This is a genomic window from Massilia sp. W12, assembly GCF_037300705.1.
Taxonomy (GTDB): domain Bacteria; phylum Pseudomonadota; class Gammaproteobacteria; order Burkholderiales; family Burkholderiaceae_D; genus JACPVY01.
Genome location: NZ_CP147776.1, coordinates 5,719,912 through 5,735,856, shown reverse-complemented (window position 1 = coordinate 5,735,856; position 15,945 = coordinate 5,719,912). Strand labels below are relative to the sequence as shown.

Sequence of the window (15,945 nt, the reverse complement as noted above, 5' to 3'; positions counted from 1 at the left end):
CAGCATGGGAGGCCAATGCTGACGCAAGCAGGCAACACCATAACAAAATGGCGCCGGCAATGCGTGACAGACAAAAACGCTGCATGCAACTCTCCCAGCGGTGAAAAATGGCCCCGCAAGCTGTGCGGCTGTGTGGGATTATGCGGGAAATGCGGCGCGAATGCAGCCTCGCCCACTACTGATCCATCTTTACTTGTAACTGAAGACTGCAGCTTTTTACGGATGCCTGCCTGCTTTTTCAGCAGACATTGCGCTAACATGTATCTGCAGGAGATGCCCATGAACAATATGGCAACCCGCCAGCCTGGATAGCGCCAAATCCGGCGCTGCGGCGTTGCGCAGGGGCCGGACTTGCGCCGGCCCCGTTTTGCAGGCGCACAATATGGATCTGTTTGCTTTCGATGACGAGATTGCTGCTTGGGAAGAACGCTTGCAACAGGCCAGTGGCGCAGCGCGCCTGTGTTTGTTATTGCAACTTGCCTGGCATAAACGCGAGCGCGATACCCAGGCGGCGTTGCGCTTTGCGCACAGTCTGCGCAGCCAAGTCAGCGAATGCGCCACTGCCGACGCGCCAGCCGCCTGGCGCCCCCGGCTCACCTTGCTTGAAGCAGAAGCCAAACGCCTGTATGCCGATCTGGACAGCGCCTGGGAACTGGCGCAGGAAGCGCTGGATGGCTTTCGCAGCTGCGCCGACCCGGGCGGCATCGCTGATTGCCATTTCTTACTCTCACGCATCGCCAGCGACCATGGCAATTTCGGCGTATGTGATCAGGAATTAAGCGCCGGCGTCGCCGCTGCAGAACAGGCGCAGGATGCGGTGCGGGTTTTGCATCTGCAATCAGAAATCGCGAGTTGGGCGGTGTTGGCGGATTTACCGAAAGGACGCGCGCGCTGGAGCCAAACCCTGAGCCTGCATGATGCGCCGGCCAAAGCGCAAGCCGGCATCAGTAATTTCCACGCGATGCAAGCTTTTCAAGCCGCCGAACTGGGCAAGGCCGCCAGCCTGTTTATGCAAACCCATGCCGAAGCGATGCAAAGCGGCCAGCTGCATCTGGCGATTCTGGCGGCGGTGAATGTCGGCTATGCCTTTGCGCGTTTGAATGATCATCCGGCGGCGCTGGAATGGAAGCAACGCGGCTTGCAATTGGCGCGTCCGACCGGCTGGCCGGCCAGCATCGGCGCCGCCCTGATCCAGACCGGGGAAACCCTGCGCCAATTGCAACGATTACCGGCGGCGCAAGACATTTTGCTGGAAGCCTGCAAAGTGCTGGCCGGCTTGAGCGCTTCGCGCAATTATGCAATCGCCCTGAATTATCTGGGCTGCCTGTGGCTGGATCTGGGCGAATCGCATTCCGCCTATTCCACCTTTTTGCGGCTGGAGCAAAGAGCGCAGGCGCTGGCGCAAAATGTGTTTCAGATGGATGCGCTGTGCGGCCAGGCGCAAGCTTTGTTGCAATTGGGCCGCACGCAACAGGCGCTGGAAGCGGCGCAGCAAGCCTGGCGTCTGGCGCAAAGCCAGGATGATCCGTTTCACCAGATCCAGGCGCTGCAAGTCATTGCCTCAAGCGATGCCTGCAACACCCTGAGTCCGCCGCACAATACTTATCCCAGCGCGCGCCTGTATTTTTTGCATCAGGCCGAGGAAATTGCGCAGCAAATCGAAGGCTACACCCTGCCTTCTGATTTGTATTACGCCATGGCGCAGGAATATGCCCAGGTGGGCGATCATGCGCAAGCCTACCAGCTGGCCTTGCAGGCGCGCACCGCGCACCAGCGCACCCACACTGCCGAAGCGGCCAACCGGGCGATTGCGATGCAAGTCCATTTTCAAACTGAGCGCGCGCGCAATGAGGGCGAACACCATCGCCAATTGGCGGCGCTGGAAGCGCGCCGCGCCGAAGTCTTGCAGCAAACCAATGAAACCCTGGAGCGCCTGGGCGCGATTGGTCAGGAAATCACCGCCAAGCTGGAGCAGGAAGCGATTTTCGCTGCGCTCGACCGCCATGTGCACCGCTTGCTCGACGCCACCTGTTTCGCCATTTATCTCTTGGATGCGGACGGGCAAAATCTGCTGGCGGCGTTTGATGTCGAAGCCGGGGTGCGCCTGCCGCCTTCGCGTATTGCGCTGGATGATCCGGACAGCTACGCCTGCCGCTGCCTGCATGAGCGCACCGAGGCGATTCACAATTTCCCGCCCGATCAGGAAGACCCCGGACAAATCCCCGGCACCCTGGTCACGCTGTCAGCCCTGTTCGCGCCGCTGCTGGTGAGCGAACGGGTATTGGGGGTGATGACGATTCAATCTGAACGCCAGTTTGCTTACGGCGAACGGGAATTGCTGATTTTCCGCACCCTCTGTTCTTACGGCGCGATTGCGCTTGACAATGCGCACGCGTATCAACAGCTGCAAGACGCGCAATCGAAATTGGCGGCGCAAGACAAATTGGCCGCGCTCGGTTCGCTGGTGGCGGGCGTCGCGCATGAATTGAATACGCCGATTGGCAATTGTCTGATCGCCGCCAGCGGTTTGCATGAAGACACGCAACATTTTGTGCGCCGCGTTAAAGAACAAACTCTGCGCCGCTCAGACTTGTTGCGCTATTGTGAACATAGTGAAAAAGCGAGCGCGATTTTGCTGCGCGGCTTGAATTCCGCCGCCGATCTGGTGCACAACTTCAAGCAGGTGGCGGCGAATCGGAATAATGCGCGGCGCACGATTTTTGATCTGCATGAATGCGCGCATAAAGTTGAAAACCGTTACGCCTTTTTGATTGCGCAACATGGGCACCGGCTGGAGCAAAACATTACGCCCGGCATCATGCTCGACAGTTATCAGGAAGCGCTGGAAGAAGTGTTGAGCATTTGCATCAGTAATGCGCTGCTGCATGCATTTGATGAAGGCCAGCATGGATTGTTGCGCATGAGCGCGGAATTGCTGCCCGGCCTGCCGCGCCGGGTGCGGGTGTGCGTTGCCGATAATGGGCGCGGTATTTCAGAAGCCAATCTGAAGCGGATTTTTGAGCCGTTTTTCACCACCCGCTTAGGCCAGGGCGGCAACGGACTGGGCTTGAGCATTGCGCATAATCTGATGACGGCGGTGTTAAGCGGACAAATCAGCGTGCAAAGCAAACCCGGCGGCGGCAGCAGCTTTGTGCTGGATCTGCCTTTATGCGCGCTGGGCGGCGATGAAGCCTTGCCATGAAAATGGGGCAAGCCAAGCCGGCTGCGGCAGATGCGGCAGCCACACCCCTTGTGCAATACCCCACATTCCGGCCCTGCAAGCGCCTTAATTGAAGGTGCGATGGCAATCTAACTGGTCTTACCAGGCAAAAACCATACTCTGCTTACCTTCAGCTGGACGTTCCTGGATAAAAGCGGGCGATTTTGTCATATGCTGGCAAATTGGCGACACCGGCTTCCGCATCGCGATATAACTTCTTCAGTGTCCCAGCCAAATTGGTATAGTCCATTAAACTCAATTCGAGATCAGCATAATCAGACTCGTCTTCGCTCAGCGTGGATAAATCTTGCTCAATCCTGCCGATTTCATGATCAACTGCTTGCACTATCAAGCAAAGCTGATGGGTATCAATATTGTGGTTCACAATAATTTCCTATTATTAGTTATTTCAATCTGCCTAATTCGACACTTCGTGCAATCGCATTGCGCGCCAAGTTATCCAATGCCCCTTTATATGCACCTACTGTCATCATTCGCGCCTTAACCTCAATTTGATAATGTGTTGCCTGAAACCGATCATTGAATCCTGTATTTCGGACAACTAACGATTCTGGAATCACAGTTCCCTCCGGAATTTCGAAAGATATCCAACTTTTTCCTTTAAAGACATTCGCTCTATCAAACAATGATGTTCCACCACCAGCCAACACCCAATCATCACTATCAGGTGACGGGTTGGCAAATTGAACGTCGGCTTTGCGAATATTTCCATTTGGCAATACCTTCTCCTCAAAATCCGGATACAAAATTTCAGGAGCCGGTTGTGCTTCGATGATGGCGCCATGCGGAAACGCCTCAACACGCAATGATCGATAAAGATTAACCAAGGTTTCTGACATATATACCCCATTGAATTTTTAATTAAGAATACGCCTGTGATTCTATCACAAAAGTGGTGCTAAAATTCATTGGATTGATAATAATATAGTGTTTTTTATAATTTAAAGTGCATTAAAAACCGGGCGCGGCCCGGTTGCATGTGCTGACAAGATTATTGTGTGCGGCGCTCGTGGTCGGCCCGGTTGCGCTCGGCTCTCTCTTGCGCCGATTTTTCCGCCTTCACTTCGTAATCGGCTTTTTCACAGGCCGCAACCAGAGTAGCGGCCCAGATCATGAGCAACAGCTTGCATAATTTTTTCATGATTTCCTCCCTGCTTTTGTCTCCTTTGTCGGCATGCGCCGCGCTTATCTTTAGTTTAGCAAAGCTATATAAAACGCAAGTCCGGATGCCTGCTCATGCCTGGCGCAAGCGATCCAGTTCCAATAAGAGTCTGGTGCGCTGCTCACGCGCCACCAGACGCCAATCCTGGCCAAGCAAGGCGCCCTCCAGCGCCCAGAGCAGATTCAGGCCCGGTTTTTGTCCGCTGGTCTGGACTTGCAACCAGGCGCGCACCGCGCCCAAGGTCTGCAGTTGCGCCACACTGTGGATGCCGGCTTGCGCCAGCATCTGTTGTGATTTCGGCCCCAGGCCGGGCAAAGCGCTGATCTCAGACATTACATTCCGGCAAACTCAAATCTTTGCAACGCACCATGGAGCGCCATAGCGTGGTGGATTCCGGCGCGGAACAAGTCGGCCCCACGCTCATTTCATACCAGTAATGATATGCAGGCGCTGTGCCCCAGCCTGGATTGCCGAGCGCAACGCCGCCGCTTGAGGTCATGGGCGAACCATCGCTGACGATCTCGTAATAATTCAAGGCCGCCATACGCCCGTTCAAATTATCCACCAGCCAATAGCAGGGCAAAGGCGGCTTGCTGGTCATGCTGCCGGGATTGGCGCAAGGCGCTCCAAAGCCCTGCGCACTGCCATCCGCATTCACGCTGACCACCCCGGTCCATAAGGCCGGCGGCGCGCCCATCTTGCCATCCGTGCCTTTGTAAGCACGGTTGGTTTTGCCGACAATATAGCCATTGCTGGCGTCATACAGCGGTGCGGTATAAGCAGGCAGCACTTCAATCACCAGGCTTTCCAGAAAATCCAGGCCGCGTTGACCTTTGGCGCCGATTTTTTGCTGCTGAAAATAACAGGCTTTCAAATAAGGCGAGGCGCTGGCATCTGCCGCCGTCAAGCCGGCGAACAGGCGCGGCAGCGTAGAGCTGCCGGCCACTGGCGGCGGCGTTCCTGAACTGCCAGCGCTGCCGCCTGAGCTGCCGCCACCGCCACATGCGCTGAGCAACACTACAAGCCACATGATCGTGCTTTTCATCTCTGCCTCCGCCCGGCTCAAGCCGGATAATGACAACCCAGCACGCGTAAGCCGCGCGCCCCTGTGACTTGCGGCAAATTGCCGCTTGCACGCTGCAAATGACGCCCGGCCAGCCAGGCGAAGGCCAGCGCCTCCACTTGTTGCGGCGCAATCCCGGCCTGCGCCGTGCTGCGCAAGGCCACTGCGGGCAGCGCGGCGGCCAGGCGGGCGCACAAATCGGCATTTTCCGCACCACCGCCGCACAATAATACTTCTTGCGCATCCGGCGCATACTTGCGCACGGCTTGCGCCACGCTTTCTGCGCTTAATTGCGCCAAGGTGGCTTGCACCCGGGCCGGCGGCAATTGCGGCCAGGCTTGCAAATGTCGCGCCAGCCAGGCTTGATCAAATAAATCGCGCCCTGTGCTTTTCGGCGGCGCCAGCTGAAAAAATGGCTCGCTCAGCATTTGCGCCAACAATTCCGGGTGCGGACTGGCGCTGGCGGCCCAGGCCCCATTCGCATCAAAAGGCTGGCCGGTATGCCGGCTGCACCACAAATCCAGCAAAACATTCGCCGGCCCGGTGTCAAAACCCAGCACCTGTTCTGCCCGCAAAATACTGATATTGGCGATGCCGCCCAGATTCAAGACTACGCGTGCGCCTTGCGCCGCGCCAAATAATGCGGCGTGAAACGCCGGCACCAGGGGCGCGCCCTGCCCGCCCGCCGCCACATCGCGGCTGCGGAAATCGCACACCACATCAATGCCGCTCAATTCCGCCAACAACGCCCCATTCAATAATTGGCAGGTATAGCCGGCTTGCGGTTGATGGCGCACGGTCTGCCCATGCGCGCCGATGGCCGCGACCTGCGCCGGCGCAATCCCGGCTTGCGCGCACAGCTGCTGCGCCGCTTGCGCATACATCTGCGCCAAAGCCCGGGCCGACTGCGCCGCGCGCGCCAACTCATCCGGCCCGCTGCTTTGCAAAGCAAACAAGGCGGCGCGCACCTCCTGCGCAAACGGCAGGCTGACAAAGCCGGCCACCTGACAGGGGGCCGCTGGAAATGTATCGGGAAAGTAAGCCAAGACCGCATCCACCGCATCCATACTGGTGCCGGACATGATGCCGATCAGAAATTTTTTGCTCTGCATAAGCTGCCTCATTGATTCAGCGTGCAGACTAGCAGATTTGGCGCGGATTGACGGGGTGGAAATGGATGGGGATGGCGCGCCTGTTCATGGCTTTCGTTCTCGCTTCAGGCAAACCCAAGACGGGAAAGCGGCCACACAGCAGGCTGCAAAACAAAACGGCCCGCATCGCGGGCCGTTTGTGTGTGGCGCAAGCCTTATTTCTGCGCCAGCTTGAGCGGGCTGCCGCTGCCGGCTTCCGGCAGCAGCAGGGCGAAGCGATGGCTCATTTCACCCGCCACCGCTTTAAAGCGCGCCATTTCGGTAGCGTTCAGCGGTTGCGCATTTGGCATGTCCAGGGCCAGCGGATTGCGCGGTTCATTATTCACCCGGAATTCATAGTGCAGATGCGGCCCGGTGGCCCAGCCGGTCATGCCGACGTAGCCGATCACCTCGCCCTGGCTGACTTTGCGTCCTTTACGCATGCCGTCTGCAAAGCGGCTCATGTGGGCATACACGGTGGAATATTTATCCCAGTGCTTCAGGATGATCATATTGCCGTAGCCGCTTTGCGATCCAACTGTTTCGACCACACCGTCGCCGGCGGCCAGAATCGGCGTGCCCATGGCTGCAGCCATGTCCACCCCTTTATGCGCTTTCCACTGGCCGGAAATCGGATGCACGCGCATCGAAAAACCGGAGGAAATACGGGTGAAGGCGACGGGCGATTTGAGGAAGGCTTTTTTCAGCGATTTGCCGTCAAAATCATAATAGCCGCCGCCCTGGCTGGCGGAGGGGTCATCAAACCAGACCGCTTGATGCAGCTTGCCGGCATTGTGGAATTCCGCCGCCAGAATGCGCCCGCTGCGCACCGGCTCGCCATCCTGCCAAAAAGTTTCATATACCAGCATGAAACGGTCGCCGCGCCGCAGATCGGAAGCGAAGTCAATGCTGGAACGGAACATTTCCGCCAATTGCTGCGCCACCGCGTCCGGCACTTGCGCCGAGTCAGTCGCGGCAAACAGGGATGAGCGGATTTCGCCGACTTTCATTTCCACCCGGCGTTCCAGCTGGCTGACGATTTCTTCCGCCTTGAAACTTTCTTCGCCAACCCGGCTGATGCGCAAGGTCTTGGCCGGGCCGTCGCGCACATCCAGACTGGCGCGCAGAGAAAGCAACTGGCCATCGCTATCGACTTCCGCCTGTACGTGGCGGCCAGCGCGCATTTGCATCAGGGTGCGCGCGGTTTTATCGCTTTTGATAAAACTGCTGGCGGCCTGATCATCCACGCCCAGCCGCGTCAACAGCGTGCCAAGCGTATCGCCGGAGCGGATTTTCTGTTCTTGGATATAACGTTGATCATCCTGCTCCAGCGCAGCCAATTGGCTGGAGAGGTCGGGCAGCGCCAGTTCCTGGGCCACGGTTTTGACCGGCAGATTTGCCGCGTCCGGCGCCAGCGGCGCAACGCCGGCGGCGCCAAAGGCGAGCAGCGTCAACCCCAGCGCACTGCCGGCGACGATGCGCGTCTTGCGCCCTTCGGCAGAGAAAAACTGTGGCGCGCTTCCGGTGCGCGCACGCAGGAATTTGTGTAACGGATTCATGCAATCAGCTAAAATTGACCGCTCGCCAGATTCTTGTGTTTTTCTTGAGCTTGCTTGCGGAGGCATTGATAGAATCTGGGATTATAGCAAAGCAAGACAATTCCGCCTCTTTTTTTGGCAGATTTTCATTTCACCGGCATGACCATTATGGATAAATCCCAGCAGGAAAACGCGGCTGAGGCTGCATTGCCTTTGAGCGATGCCGTGCAGCACGCCCTGGCCGTCACCAAGCGCGGCGTTGATGAATTACTAATCGAACAAGAATTCGCACAAAAGCTTGCGCGTTCAGAAAAGACCGGCAAGCCGCTGCGCATCAAGCTGGGCCTGGACCCGACCGCGCCCGACCTGCATCTTGGCCATACCGTGGTCTTGAACAAGATGCGCCAGTTGCAAGACCTTGGCCATACCGTGATTTTCCTGATCGGCGATTTCACCTCGATGATCGGCGACCCCTCTGGCCGCAACGCCACCCGCCCGCAGCTGACGCGCGAGCAAATCGAAGAAAACGCAAAAACCTATTTCTCCCAGGCCTCGCTGGTGCTGGATGCGTCCAAAACTGAAATCCGCTACAACTCGGAATGGTCGGATGCGCTGGGCGTGCGCGGCATGATTAAACTCGCTTCGCGCTACACCGTGGCGCGCATGATGGAGCGCGACGATTTCACCAAGCGCTTCAAAGCCGGCACCCCGATTTCAGTGCACGAATTCCTCTACCCGCTGATGCAGGGCTACGACTCGGTGGCGCTGGAATCCGATTTGGAGCTGGGCGGCACTGATCAGAAATTCAATCTGCTGGTGGGCCGCGAGCTGCAAAAAGACTGGGGCCAGGAGCCGCAATGCATTCTGACCATGCCGCTGCTGGAAGGCTTGGACGGGGTGGAGAAAATGTCCAAGTCGAAAAATAATTACATCGGCATCACCGAGCCGGGCAACACCATGTTCGCCAAGGTGATGAGTATTTCCGATGAAATGATGTGGCGCTATTACGATTTGCTGTCGTTCACCAGCATCGAGCACATCGCGGCGGAAAAACAGGCGGTGGCGCAGGGTAAGAATCCGCGTAATGTGAAAGTCGCACTGGCGCAGGAAATCGTGACCCGCTTCCATTCAGCGCAGGCGGCGCAGGATGCGCTGGCGGATTTCGAGAACCGCTCCAAAGGCGGGATTCCAGACGATATTCCGGAAGTGTCTTTGAACGGCGCGCCGCTGGCGATTGGCAATTTGCTGAAATCCGCCGGCCTCTGCGCTTCCACTTCGGAAGCTCTGCGCATGGTGGAACAGGGCGGCGTCAAGATCGACGGCGCGACTGTGTCGGACAAGGCGCTGAAAGTCGAAGCCGGCAGCTTTGTGCTGCAAGTCGGCAAGCGCAAATTCGCCCGTGTGCATTTGAGCGCATAAACCATGATCGCGCTCTTGCAAAGAGTCAGCCAGGCCAAGCTGGAAGTTGATCAGATTGTGCGCGCGCAAATCGGGCGCGGCTTGCTGGTGTTGCTGTGCGCGGAGCGCGGCGACACCGAAGAGCAAGCCGACGCCCTGCTCAAAAAATTGCTCGGCTACCGTGTGTTTTCCGATGAAAACGGCAAAATGAATCTGAGCATGGCGCAAACCGGCGGCGGCCTGCTGCTGGCGCCGCAATTCACGCTGGCGGCGGACACCAATTCCGGCACGCGCCCCTCCTTTACCCCCGCCGCCGCGCCGGAAGACGGGCGGCGTCTATTTGAATATGCAGTGCAACAAGCGCGCCGCCTGCATGCCGATGTGCAAACCGGCATCTTTGGCGCGGATATGCAAATCAGCCTGACGAATGACGGCCCGGTCACGTTCTGGCTGCAAGTCAAACCGAAACAGTCCTCTTAACCCAAGGAGTCTGCTATGAAGCTGGTCAGCAATGTCATGACGGATGGCCAAGCCATCGCTGAAGAATTCGCATTTTGCCAGCCGGATGCGGCGCAACGCATCAATCTGGCGCCGAACCGCAATCCGCACCTGGCCTGGTATGAAATTCCGCAGGCCACGCAATCCCTGGTCGTGATTTGCGTCGATCCGGATGCGCCCAGCGTGGCCACCGATGTGAATCAGGAAGGCAAGACGATTCCGGCGGATTTCCCGCGCGCGGATTTTTATCACTGGTGCGTGGTTGATATTCCGCCCGCGCTGGCCTGGCTGGACAGCGGCGAGATGAGCGATGGCGTGACGGCGCGCGGCAAGAGCGGCCCGCAAGCCGCGCATCCGCGTTTTCCTGATGCGCTGCGCCATGGTTTGAATGATTACACCAATTGGTTTGCCGCTGATGATAATATGCGCGGCCAATATTTCGGTTATGATGGCCCCTGCCCGCCGTGGAATGATGCGCGCGTACACCGCTATATCTTTACTGTGTATGCCCTGGATATCGCCCGTTTGCCACTGGAAGGCGCTTTCGATGCGCGCGCAGTGCGCGCCGCCATGGAAGGCCATATTCTGGATCAAGCCAGTCTTTGCGTGACTTATACCCTGAACCCCGCTTTGCGACAACAAAGCGTATAAACAAGCACCGCACACACCTCTATGCCAACCCCATCCACCCAAATTTTATTGATCCGGCACGGTGAAACCGCCTGGAATGCGGAACGCCGTCTGCAAGGTCATATCGACATTCCATTAAATCAGGCCGGTGAGCAGCAGGCGCAGTTGCTGGGACAAGCGCTGCAGCATGAAAAAATTGACGCGATTATCGCCAGCGATTTGCTGCGCGCGCGCCAAACTGCGCAAGCTCTGCTGCAGTCGCGCAGCGACGCCGGCCAGCTCAGCTTGCGCATTGACCCCGATTTGCGCGAGCGCTGCTTTGGCGGCTTTGAAGGTTTGTCGCATCAGCAATTGGCGCAACTGTATCCACGCGAATTCGCCGCTTACAAAGCGCGCGATCCCGCCGTGCCCTTGCCGGATGGGGTGCGCCCGGCGGAGGCGTTTGCCGATTTTTACCAACGCGTTTTGCAAGCGCTGTCGCGCTGGGCGATGCGTTTCACCGGCCAGAAAATTGCGGTGGTGGCGCATGGCGGCGTATTGGAATGCGCCTACCGTGCGGCGCACGGCATGCCGCTGAACACACCGCGCGATTTCGATATTTTCAACGCCAGCGTGAACCGTTTCCGCTGGCAGGATGGCGGCTTGAGCGTGCTGCAATGGGGCGATTGCGCGCATCTGGAATGCACGCTGGATGAGATCAAGGAAACCGAGCATTTAGCAGCAGCATGAAAACCATAGGCTTGATTGGCGGCATGAGTTGGGAATCGACGCTGCCGTACTACAAATTGTTAAACGAAGGCGTCAAGCAGCGCCTGGGCGGTTTGCATTCCGCCAAATTATTGCTGTACAGCGTGGATTTCGCCGAGATTTCCGCCTTGCAGCATGCCGGCGACTGGGATGGCGCGGCGCGCCTGTTGGCCCATGCGGCGCAGCAATTGCAAAACGCGGGCGCTGATTTTCTGCTGTTGTGCACCAACACCATGCACAAAGTGGCGCCGCAGATTGAACAGGGTTTGCGCGCCCCGCTCTTGCACATCGCCGACCCGGTGGCCGCCGCCATCCGCACGCGCGGCTTGCAAAAAGTGATCTTGCTGGGCACCCGTTTCACCATGGAAGAAAGGTTTTACCGTGATCGCCTGGCGCAGCAGGGTTTGCAAGTCTTGCTGCCCAACGAGGCCGAACGCCAGCGCATCCACGACATCATTTACAAAGAACTGTGCTTAGGCGTGCTGACCGCCGCCGCGCGCACCCATTTCCAGGATGTGATCGCACGCTTAGTGCAAGAAGAAGGCGCGCAAGGGGCCATTCTGGGCTGCACCGAAATCGGCCTGGTCTTGCAAAGCGCACCTGTGCCGCTGTTTGACAGCATGCGCCTGCATGTGGAGGCGGGGTTGGAGATGGCGTTGGCGGATTAATTTCCCGCCAAGTCTGATGCACTGTTCATTTCCGCTGTGACATAATGTACTTCCGCCCATCATGACAGGAGTACATCATGCCAATGAACCATGGCGCCAATCAACACCCGATTGGCGAAAAGCTGTATATCTTCCATAGTGCTCTGCCGAATGAAAATAAATGCCTGATTTTTGCCCATGGCGGGCATTTATGGGGCGATGCAGCGAACTTCGCTCTTGACCCTGCATTGACCCTGCATTTCATGCAATCTCAGCACGGGGTGGCGATTGAGACCAATCCCTGGAATGCGATGTTTCTCTTGGGCAAGCCGCGAGCTAATATACTGCAAACCTTGCATGGCGGTATGCGGGTAAACGAGTATTCGCTGGGCAAAGGCGTCGGCAGACACTGGTCAACCAATACGATCAGCTATGAGCAGATCAGCGAAAAGATGGAGGCGCAAGTCGGAGTGCATGCAGATTGGTGCCCTCATATCGTGGTGGTGCGACGGCGCTTCCGCTGCATGGGCCGCCTGATTCCACTCAGTGAGGCGGTGGCGCAAATCCAAGCCTATTCACAGCAAAATGGCCTGGGCATTGATGAAATCTATGTAGCCACCTGCCGGGGTGAGCATGAGGACAAACGCCTGCTTTCCACCTTGGCGCGGATTTGAAGACAGGGCCGGCTGCGGCCCTGTCGCATCAACCTCAAGCCGCCTTCAGCGCCTGCTCCAGATCCGCAATCAAATCATCGATATGCTCGATGCCGACTGACAGGCGCAGCATGTCTTCGCTGACACCGGCTTTGCCCAGCTCTTCCGCATTCAATTGACGGTGGGTGGTGGAGGCCGGGTGGGTGGCGAGTGATTTGGCGTCGCCGATGTTCACCAGGCGGGTGAAGAGTTGCAAGGCGTCCAGCACGCGCGCGCCGGCTTTGCGCGGGTCTTCAAATTCCTCATATTTAATGCCAAAACTGAGGATGCCGGAAGCGCGTCCGCCCATGTATTTCTGCACCAGATGGTGTTCCGGGTGCTCCGCCAGACCGGCGTAATTCACCCAGGCCACTTTCGGATGTTTTTCCAGATATTGCGCAATCGCCAGGGTGTTGCTGCAAATGCGGTCCATGCGCAAGGCCAGGGTTTCGATGCCTTGCAAGACCAGGAAGGCGTTCATGGGCGAAATCGCCGCACCCATATTGCGCAGCGGCACCACGCGCGCGCGCCCGATATACGCCGCCGGCCCCAGCGCTTCGGTGTACACCACGCCATGGTAGGACACATCCGGTTCGTTCAAGCGGCGGAAACGCTCTTTGTGCTCCGCCCAGGGAAAGCGCCCGCTATCAACAATCGCCCCGGCCACGCTGTTGCCATGCCCGCCCATGTATTTGGTGAGCGAATGCACCACGATGTCGGCGCCATGCTCAATTGGCCGGCACAGATAGGGGGAAGGTACAGTATTGTCAACAATCAGCGGAATCCCGTGCGCATGGGCGATTTCGGCCAGACGCGCAAAATCTGTGACATTGCCCAGCGGATTGCCAATCGACTCGCAGAAAATCGCCTTGGTGCGCGCATCAATCAGCGGCGCAAAGCTGTCCGGCTCGCGCGCGTTGGCAAAACGCACATTGATGCCCAGTTGCGGGAAGGTGTGCGCAAACAGATTGTATGTGCCGCCATATAATTGGCTGGCGGAAATGATATTGTCGCCCGCTTCGGCGATGGTTTGAATAGCATATGTGATAGCCGCCATGCCGGACGCCAGCGCCAGCGCGGCGATGCCGCCTTCCAGCGCCGCAACGCGCTTTTCCAACACGTCCTGGGTCGGATTCATGATGCGGGTGTAAATATTGCCCTGCACTTTCAAATCAAACAAATCCGCGCCATGCTGGGCATTATCAAACGAGTAGGCCACGGTTTGGTACACCGGCACCGCCACCGCATGGGTGGTCGGATCAGGGCTGTAGCCGGCATGCACCGCCAGCGTTTCCAACTTCAGATTCTGCACGCTCATACACCATCCTTTGGCAAAGTGGAAAAGTCTGATTATCGCAGCAGCGCACAGCTGCGCCCGGATTTACGCTGCAACTTCATCGCGTTTTTCTGCATTTCGGCACGCATTTTTTTCACTTCGTCGCATCCCGCATGCATTGTCCGGGGGCAAGTCTTACAGTGTGCACATGGCGACATCACACGAGGTCGCAAACCACTGAAAAGGAGAGCATCATGCAAGTCATCAAACATATGGAAGCCCTGTTCCTGGCCAGCGCAGCATTGTTTTGCGCCGCAGCATACGAAGCCCCGGCCAGCTTGCCGACGGCTGAAGTCGCGATGAGCCAAAATGTACAGACAGTCGTTATCGTCGGCCATCGGGACGCTGCATGATGCGCCCCGCAGCGCAACTCAGGCGCGCTTTTGCAGTACGCGCCTGAGCCGTTTTTTCCTCCCCGCTCCTCGCATTCTCTCTCTATCTTCTGTTTTTCCTGTCGCTGATTTCCACTTTTCCTGTGTTCTGCAGCAAAGCCGCAGTGCGTGCGCCAGGCATGCCAGCACAGTTCCCTCGCAATAACCTCAAGCCGTAGCATTTGCATACAATCCGTAACAGCAGTAAGCGATAAAATTTGCAAAAATACATTTGTTGCGACGCAAAATTTTTATCTGATTCCCGCCTCCGATCCTGCTTTTTTGCAATTCATCCCGCGTTTGGCGCAGTTCGTCGCACAGTGCGCGCCGGGGTCGGCGGGAATGGGTAAAGTGACACCATCGCAGCACCGCGCTGCATCCCTGAAAACGAAAGGAAATATCATGAACGTCATCAAAAATATGGAAATCATCTTCATCGCCAGCGCTGCTCTGTTCTGCGCCGCCACCTGGGAAGCTCCGGCGAAAGTCGATGCTGCCCCGGTCGTCAAAGTCGAACAGGCCGCCGCCAGTCAAACCCCGGTGCAAACCGTGGTGATCACCGGCCGCCGGAGCGCTGCATGATTTCCCGCCAGCAGCGGGTGTAAGCTCCACACCCGCTGCCGTTTTTCCCGCTGCGCTCCCGGCGCCCCGTGCTGTAAAAAATCCCCACTTACACTGTTGATCATGCACAACATGATTCAATAGAACATTTGACAACATTCCACCCTGCCACTACACTGGCCCTGCCTGTGGACTGAGCACAATATCAATCCTCCCATCCGGAAAACTCACCCGGCATCTCTTCCCGCGCTGCGCGCGATCCTTCCTGTTCTGCACATTTTTGGAGAATGATTTATGCGTCATTTGCTTTTGCTGGCCCTGAGCCTGTCCACTCCCGCCTTTGCCCTTGATCTGCAGCCGCAAAATTATGCTTTCAGCGCCCCCACCGCCTGCGGCACTTGGTGCTATCACGATCCCGATATGACGAAATTGACCGATGGCGTGGTCGGCAATGCCGGCTGGGCCTATCGCCAGGGCCAGGAATGGGCCGGCTGGGTCGGACAAAGCGTCGTGCATATCGACTTCCATTTCTCACAAGCGAATACCTTCAACAGCGTGTCGGTCGGCTCGACCCAAGACCGGCTGGATGATGTGGCCCTGCCTTCCTTCGATCTGTACGCCAAGGAAAACGGGCAATGGGTATGGAAAGCCAGCCTGGAAAATCCGCCCAGCAGCGCTAACAATGTGGATCCCTACAGCAGCGCGCCGCATGGCTTTTTCACTTTCAGCAATTTGCAAATCCACAGCCAGGATTTACGCCTGAGCGCACGCGCGAATGGCCCCTGGACCTTCATTGACGAAGTGCGTTTCGCCGGCGTTGTGCCGGAAGCCGAAACCTGGGCCATGCTGGGCAGCGGTCTGGGCCTGCTGGCGCTCGCCGCGCGCCGCCGCCGCCGCGCCTAAGCGGCGTGACTGCCGGCGCGCATGCGCC

General features: G+C 57.7%; 18 protein-coding genes. 10 read left to right on the top strand and 8 right to left on the bottom strand.

The genetic code is table 11. From position 1 onward, the window contains the following. Window positions 1–382: 382 nt before the first annotated feature. A complete protein-coding gene (locus V8J88_RS23625) occupies window positions 383–3,202 on the top strand; it encodes a GAF domain-containing sensor histidine kinase (RefSeq protein WP_338846747.1) in 2,820 nt (939 codons plus the stop codon). A 148-nt stretch (window positions 3,203–3,350) separates the two neighbouring features. Here V8J88_RS23625 and V8J88_RS23620 read toward each other — a convergent pair whose 3' ends face one another. The 7 genes from V8J88_RS23620 to V8J88_RS23590 form a co-directional block, all read right to left on the bottom strand. Beyond that, entirely contained in the window at window positions 3,351–3,605 is a 255-nt protein-coding gene (locus V8J88_RS23620) for a hypothetical protein (RefSeq protein WP_338846746.1), read from the bottom strand. Window positions 3,606–3,624: 19 nt separating this feature from the next. Next, window positions 3,625–4,080: a hypothetical protein gene (locus V8J88_RS23615; RefSeq protein WP_338846745.1), complete on the bottom strand. Its 456-nt coding sequence runs from the start codon at window positions 4,078–4,080 to the stop codon at window positions 3,625–3,627. Window positions 4,081–4,232: 152 nt separating this feature from the next. After that, window positions 4,233–4,382 carry a hypothetical protein gene (locus V8J88_RS23610; RefSeq protein ID WP_338846744.1) on the bottom strand — a complete coding sequence of 50 codons (150 nt, stop codon included), beginning with the start codon at window positions 4,380–4,382 and terminating at the stop codon, window positions 4,233–4,235. Between the two features lie 93 nt (window positions 4,383–4,475). Then, window positions 4,476–4,736, bottom strand: a complete 261-nt coding sequence (locus V8J88_RS23605; RefSeq protein ID WP_338846743.1) for a TfoX/Sxy family protein — start codon at window positions 4,734–4,736, stop codon at window positions 4,476–4,478. Next, window positions 4,729–5,448, bottom strand: coding sequence for a hypothetical protein (locus tag V8J88_RS23600; RefSeq protein ID WP_338846742.1), 720 nt, complete (start codon window positions 5,446–5,448; stop codon window positions 4,729–4,731). The genes V8J88_RS23605 and V8J88_RS23600 overlap by 8 nt, the downstream gene beginning before the upstream one ends. A gap of 17 nt (window positions 5,449–5,465) precedes the next feature. Then, window positions 5,466–6,578, bottom strand: a complete 1,113-nt coding sequence (locus V8J88_RS23595; RefSeq protein ID WP_338846741.1) for an anhydro-N-acetylmuramic acid kinase — start codon at window positions 6,576–6,578, stop codon at window positions 5,466–5,468. Between the two features lie 194 nt (window positions 6,579–6,772). Next, complete coding sequence (locus V8J88_RS23590; protein WP_338846740.1) at window positions 6,773–8,155, bottom strand: peptidoglycan DD-metalloendopeptidase family protein; 1,383 nt, start codon at window positions 8,153–8,155, stop codon at window positions 6,773–6,775. 147 nt (window positions 8,156–8,302) lie between these two features. Between V8J88_RS23590 and tyrS the strand changes: the two genes are divergently transcribed. The 6 genes from tyrS (at window position 8,303) to V8J88_RS23560 (ending at window position 12,728) form a co-directional block, all read left to right on the top strand. Next, on the top strand, window positions 8,303–9,553 hold the full coding sequence (gene tyrS, locus V8J88_RS23585) for a tyrosine--tRNA ligase (protein ID WP_338846739.1): 1,251 nt from the start codon (window positions 8,303–8,305) through the stop codon (window positions 9,551–9,553). Window positions 9,554–9,556: 3 nt separating this feature from the next. Continuing rightward, on the top strand, window positions 9,557–10,012 hold the full coding sequence (dtd, locus tag V8J88_RS23580) for a D-aminoacyl-tRNA deacylase (protein ID WP_338846738.1): 456 nt from the start codon (window positions 9,557–9,559) through the stop codon (window positions 10,010–10,012). A gap of 15 nt (window positions 10,013–10,027) precedes the next feature. After that, entirely contained in the window at window positions 10,028–10,681 is a 654-nt protein-coding gene (locus tag V8J88_RS23575) for a YbhB/YbcL family Raf kinase inhibitor-like protein (protein ID WP_338846737.1), read from the top strand. A gap of 21 nt (window positions 10,682–10,702) precedes the next feature. After that, window positions 10,703–11,389, top strand: coding sequence for a histidine phosphatase family protein (locus V8J88_RS23570; RefSeq protein WP_338846736.1), 687 nt, complete (start codon window positions 10,703–10,705; stop codon window positions 11,387–11,389). Next, a complete protein-coding gene (locus V8J88_RS23565; protein WP_338846735.1) occupies window positions 11,386–12,075 on the top strand; it encodes an aspartate/glutamate racemase family protein in 690 nt (229 codons plus the stop codon). Before V8J88_RS23570 ends, V8J88_RS23565 begins: the two co-directional genes overlap by 4 nt. Window positions 12,076–12,152: 77 nt before the next feature. Then, window positions 12,153–12,728 carry a putative adhesin gene (locus V8J88_RS23560; protein WP_338846734.1) on the top strand — a complete coding sequence of 192 codons (576 nt, stop codon included), beginning with the start codon at window positions 12,153–12,155 and terminating at the stop codon, window positions 12,726–12,728. 34 nt (window positions 12,729–12,762) lie between these two features. Here the strand turns inward: V8J88_RS23560 and V8J88_RS23555 are convergent, their stop codons facing one another. Next, window positions 12,763–14,049 (bottom strand): aminotransferase class I/II-fold pyridoxal phosphate-dependent enzyme, encoded by a 1,287-nt coding sequence (locus tag V8J88_RS23555; protein WP_338849964.1) that lies wholly within the window; start codon window positions 14,047–14,049, stop codon window positions 12,763–12,765. Window positions 14,050–14,276: 227 nt separating this feature from the next. Between V8J88_RS23555 and V8J88_RS23550 the strand changes: the two genes are divergently transcribed. The 3 genes from V8J88_RS23550 (at window position 14,277) to V8J88_RS23540 (ending at window position 15,917) form a co-directional block, all read left to right on the top strand. Then, complete coding sequence (locus V8J88_RS23550; RefSeq protein WP_338846733.1) at window positions 14,277–14,435, top strand: hypothetical protein; 159 nt, start codon at window positions 14,277–14,279, stop codon at window positions 14,433–14,435. Between the two features lie 420 nt (window positions 14,436–14,855). Further along, window positions 14,856–15,035 carry a hypothetical protein gene (locus tag V8J88_RS23545; protein WP_338846732.1) on the top strand — a complete coding sequence of 60 codons (180 nt, stop codon included), beginning with the start codon at window positions 14,856–14,858 and terminating at the stop codon, window positions 15,033–15,035. Between the two features lie 273 nt (window positions 15,036–15,308). Then, on the top strand, window positions 15,309–15,917 hold the full coding sequence (locus V8J88_RS23540; protein WP_338846731.1) for a PEP-CTERM sorting domain-containing protein: 609 nt from the start codon (window positions 15,309–15,311) through the stop codon (window positions 15,915–15,917). Window positions 15,918–15,945: the final 28 nt, after the last annotated feature.

Excerpts from the sequence above, each read along its gene's own strand:
- V8J88_RS23570 (WP_338846736.1), top strand. The coding sequence starts at position 10,703 with ATGCCAACCCCATCCACCCAAATTTTATTGATCCGGCACGGTGAAACC.
- V8J88_RS23540 (WP_338846731.1), top strand. The coding sequence starts at position 15,309 with ATGCGTCATTTGCTTTTGCTGGCCCTGAGCCTGTCCACTCCCGCCTTT.
- V8J88_RS23560 (WP_338846734.1), top strand. The coding sequence starts at position 12,153 with ATGCCAATGAACCATGGCGCCAATCAACACCCGATTGGCGAAAAGCTG.
- V8J88_RS23575 (WP_338846737.1), top strand. The coding sequence starts at position 10,028 with ATGAAGCTGGTCAGCAATGTCATGACGGATGGCCAAGCCATCGCTGAA.
- V8J88_RS23625 (WP_338846747.1), top strand. The coding sequence starts at position 383 with ATGGATCTGTTTGCTTTCGATGACGAGATTGCTGCTTGGGAAGAACGC.
- V8J88_RS23565 (WP_338846735.1), top strand. The coding sequence starts at position 11,386 with ATGAAAACCATAGGCTTGATTGGCGGCATGAGTTGGGAATCGACGCTG.
- V8J88_RS23615 (WP_338846745.1), bottom strand. The coding sequence starts at position 4,080 with ATGTCAGAAACCTTGGTTAATCTTTATCGATCATTGCGTGTTGAGGCG.
- V8J88_RS23595 (WP_338846741.1), bottom strand. The coding sequence starts at position 6,578 with ATGCAGAGCAAAAAATTTCTGATCGGCATCATGTCCGGCACCAGTATG.
- dtd (WP_338846738.1), top strand. The coding sequence starts at position 9,557 with ATGATCGCGCTCTTGCAAAGAGTCAGCCAGGCCAAGCTGGAAGTTGAT.
- tyrS (WP_338846739.1), top strand. The coding sequence starts at position 8,303 with ATGGATAAATCCCAGCAGGAAAACGCGGCTGAGGCTGCATTGCCTTTG.
- V8J88_RS23600 (WP_338846742.1), bottom strand. The coding sequence starts at position 5,448 with ATGAAAAGCACGATCATGTGGCTTGTAGTGTTGCTCAGCGCATGTGGC.
- V8J88_RS23590 (WP_338846740.1), bottom strand. The coding sequence starts at position 8,155 with ATGAATCCGTTACACAAATTCCTGCGTGCGCGCACCGGAAGCGCGCCA.
- V8J88_RS23610 (WP_338846744.1), bottom strand. The coding sequence starts at position 4,382 with ATGAAAAAATTATGCAAGCTGTTGCTCATGATCTGGGCCGCTACTCTG.
- V8J88_RS23605 (WP_338846743.1), bottom strand. The coding sequence starts at position 4,736 with ATGTCTGAGATCAGCGCTTTGCCCGGCCTGGGGCCGAAATCACAACAG.
- V8J88_RS23545 (WP_338846732.1), top strand. The coding sequence starts at position 14,856 with ATGAACGTCATCAAAAATATGGAAATCATCTTCATCGCCAGCGCTGCT.
- V8J88_RS23550 (WP_338846733.1), top strand. The coding sequence starts at position 14,277 with ATGCAAGTCATCAAACATATGGAAGCCCTGTTCCTGGCCAGCGCAGCA.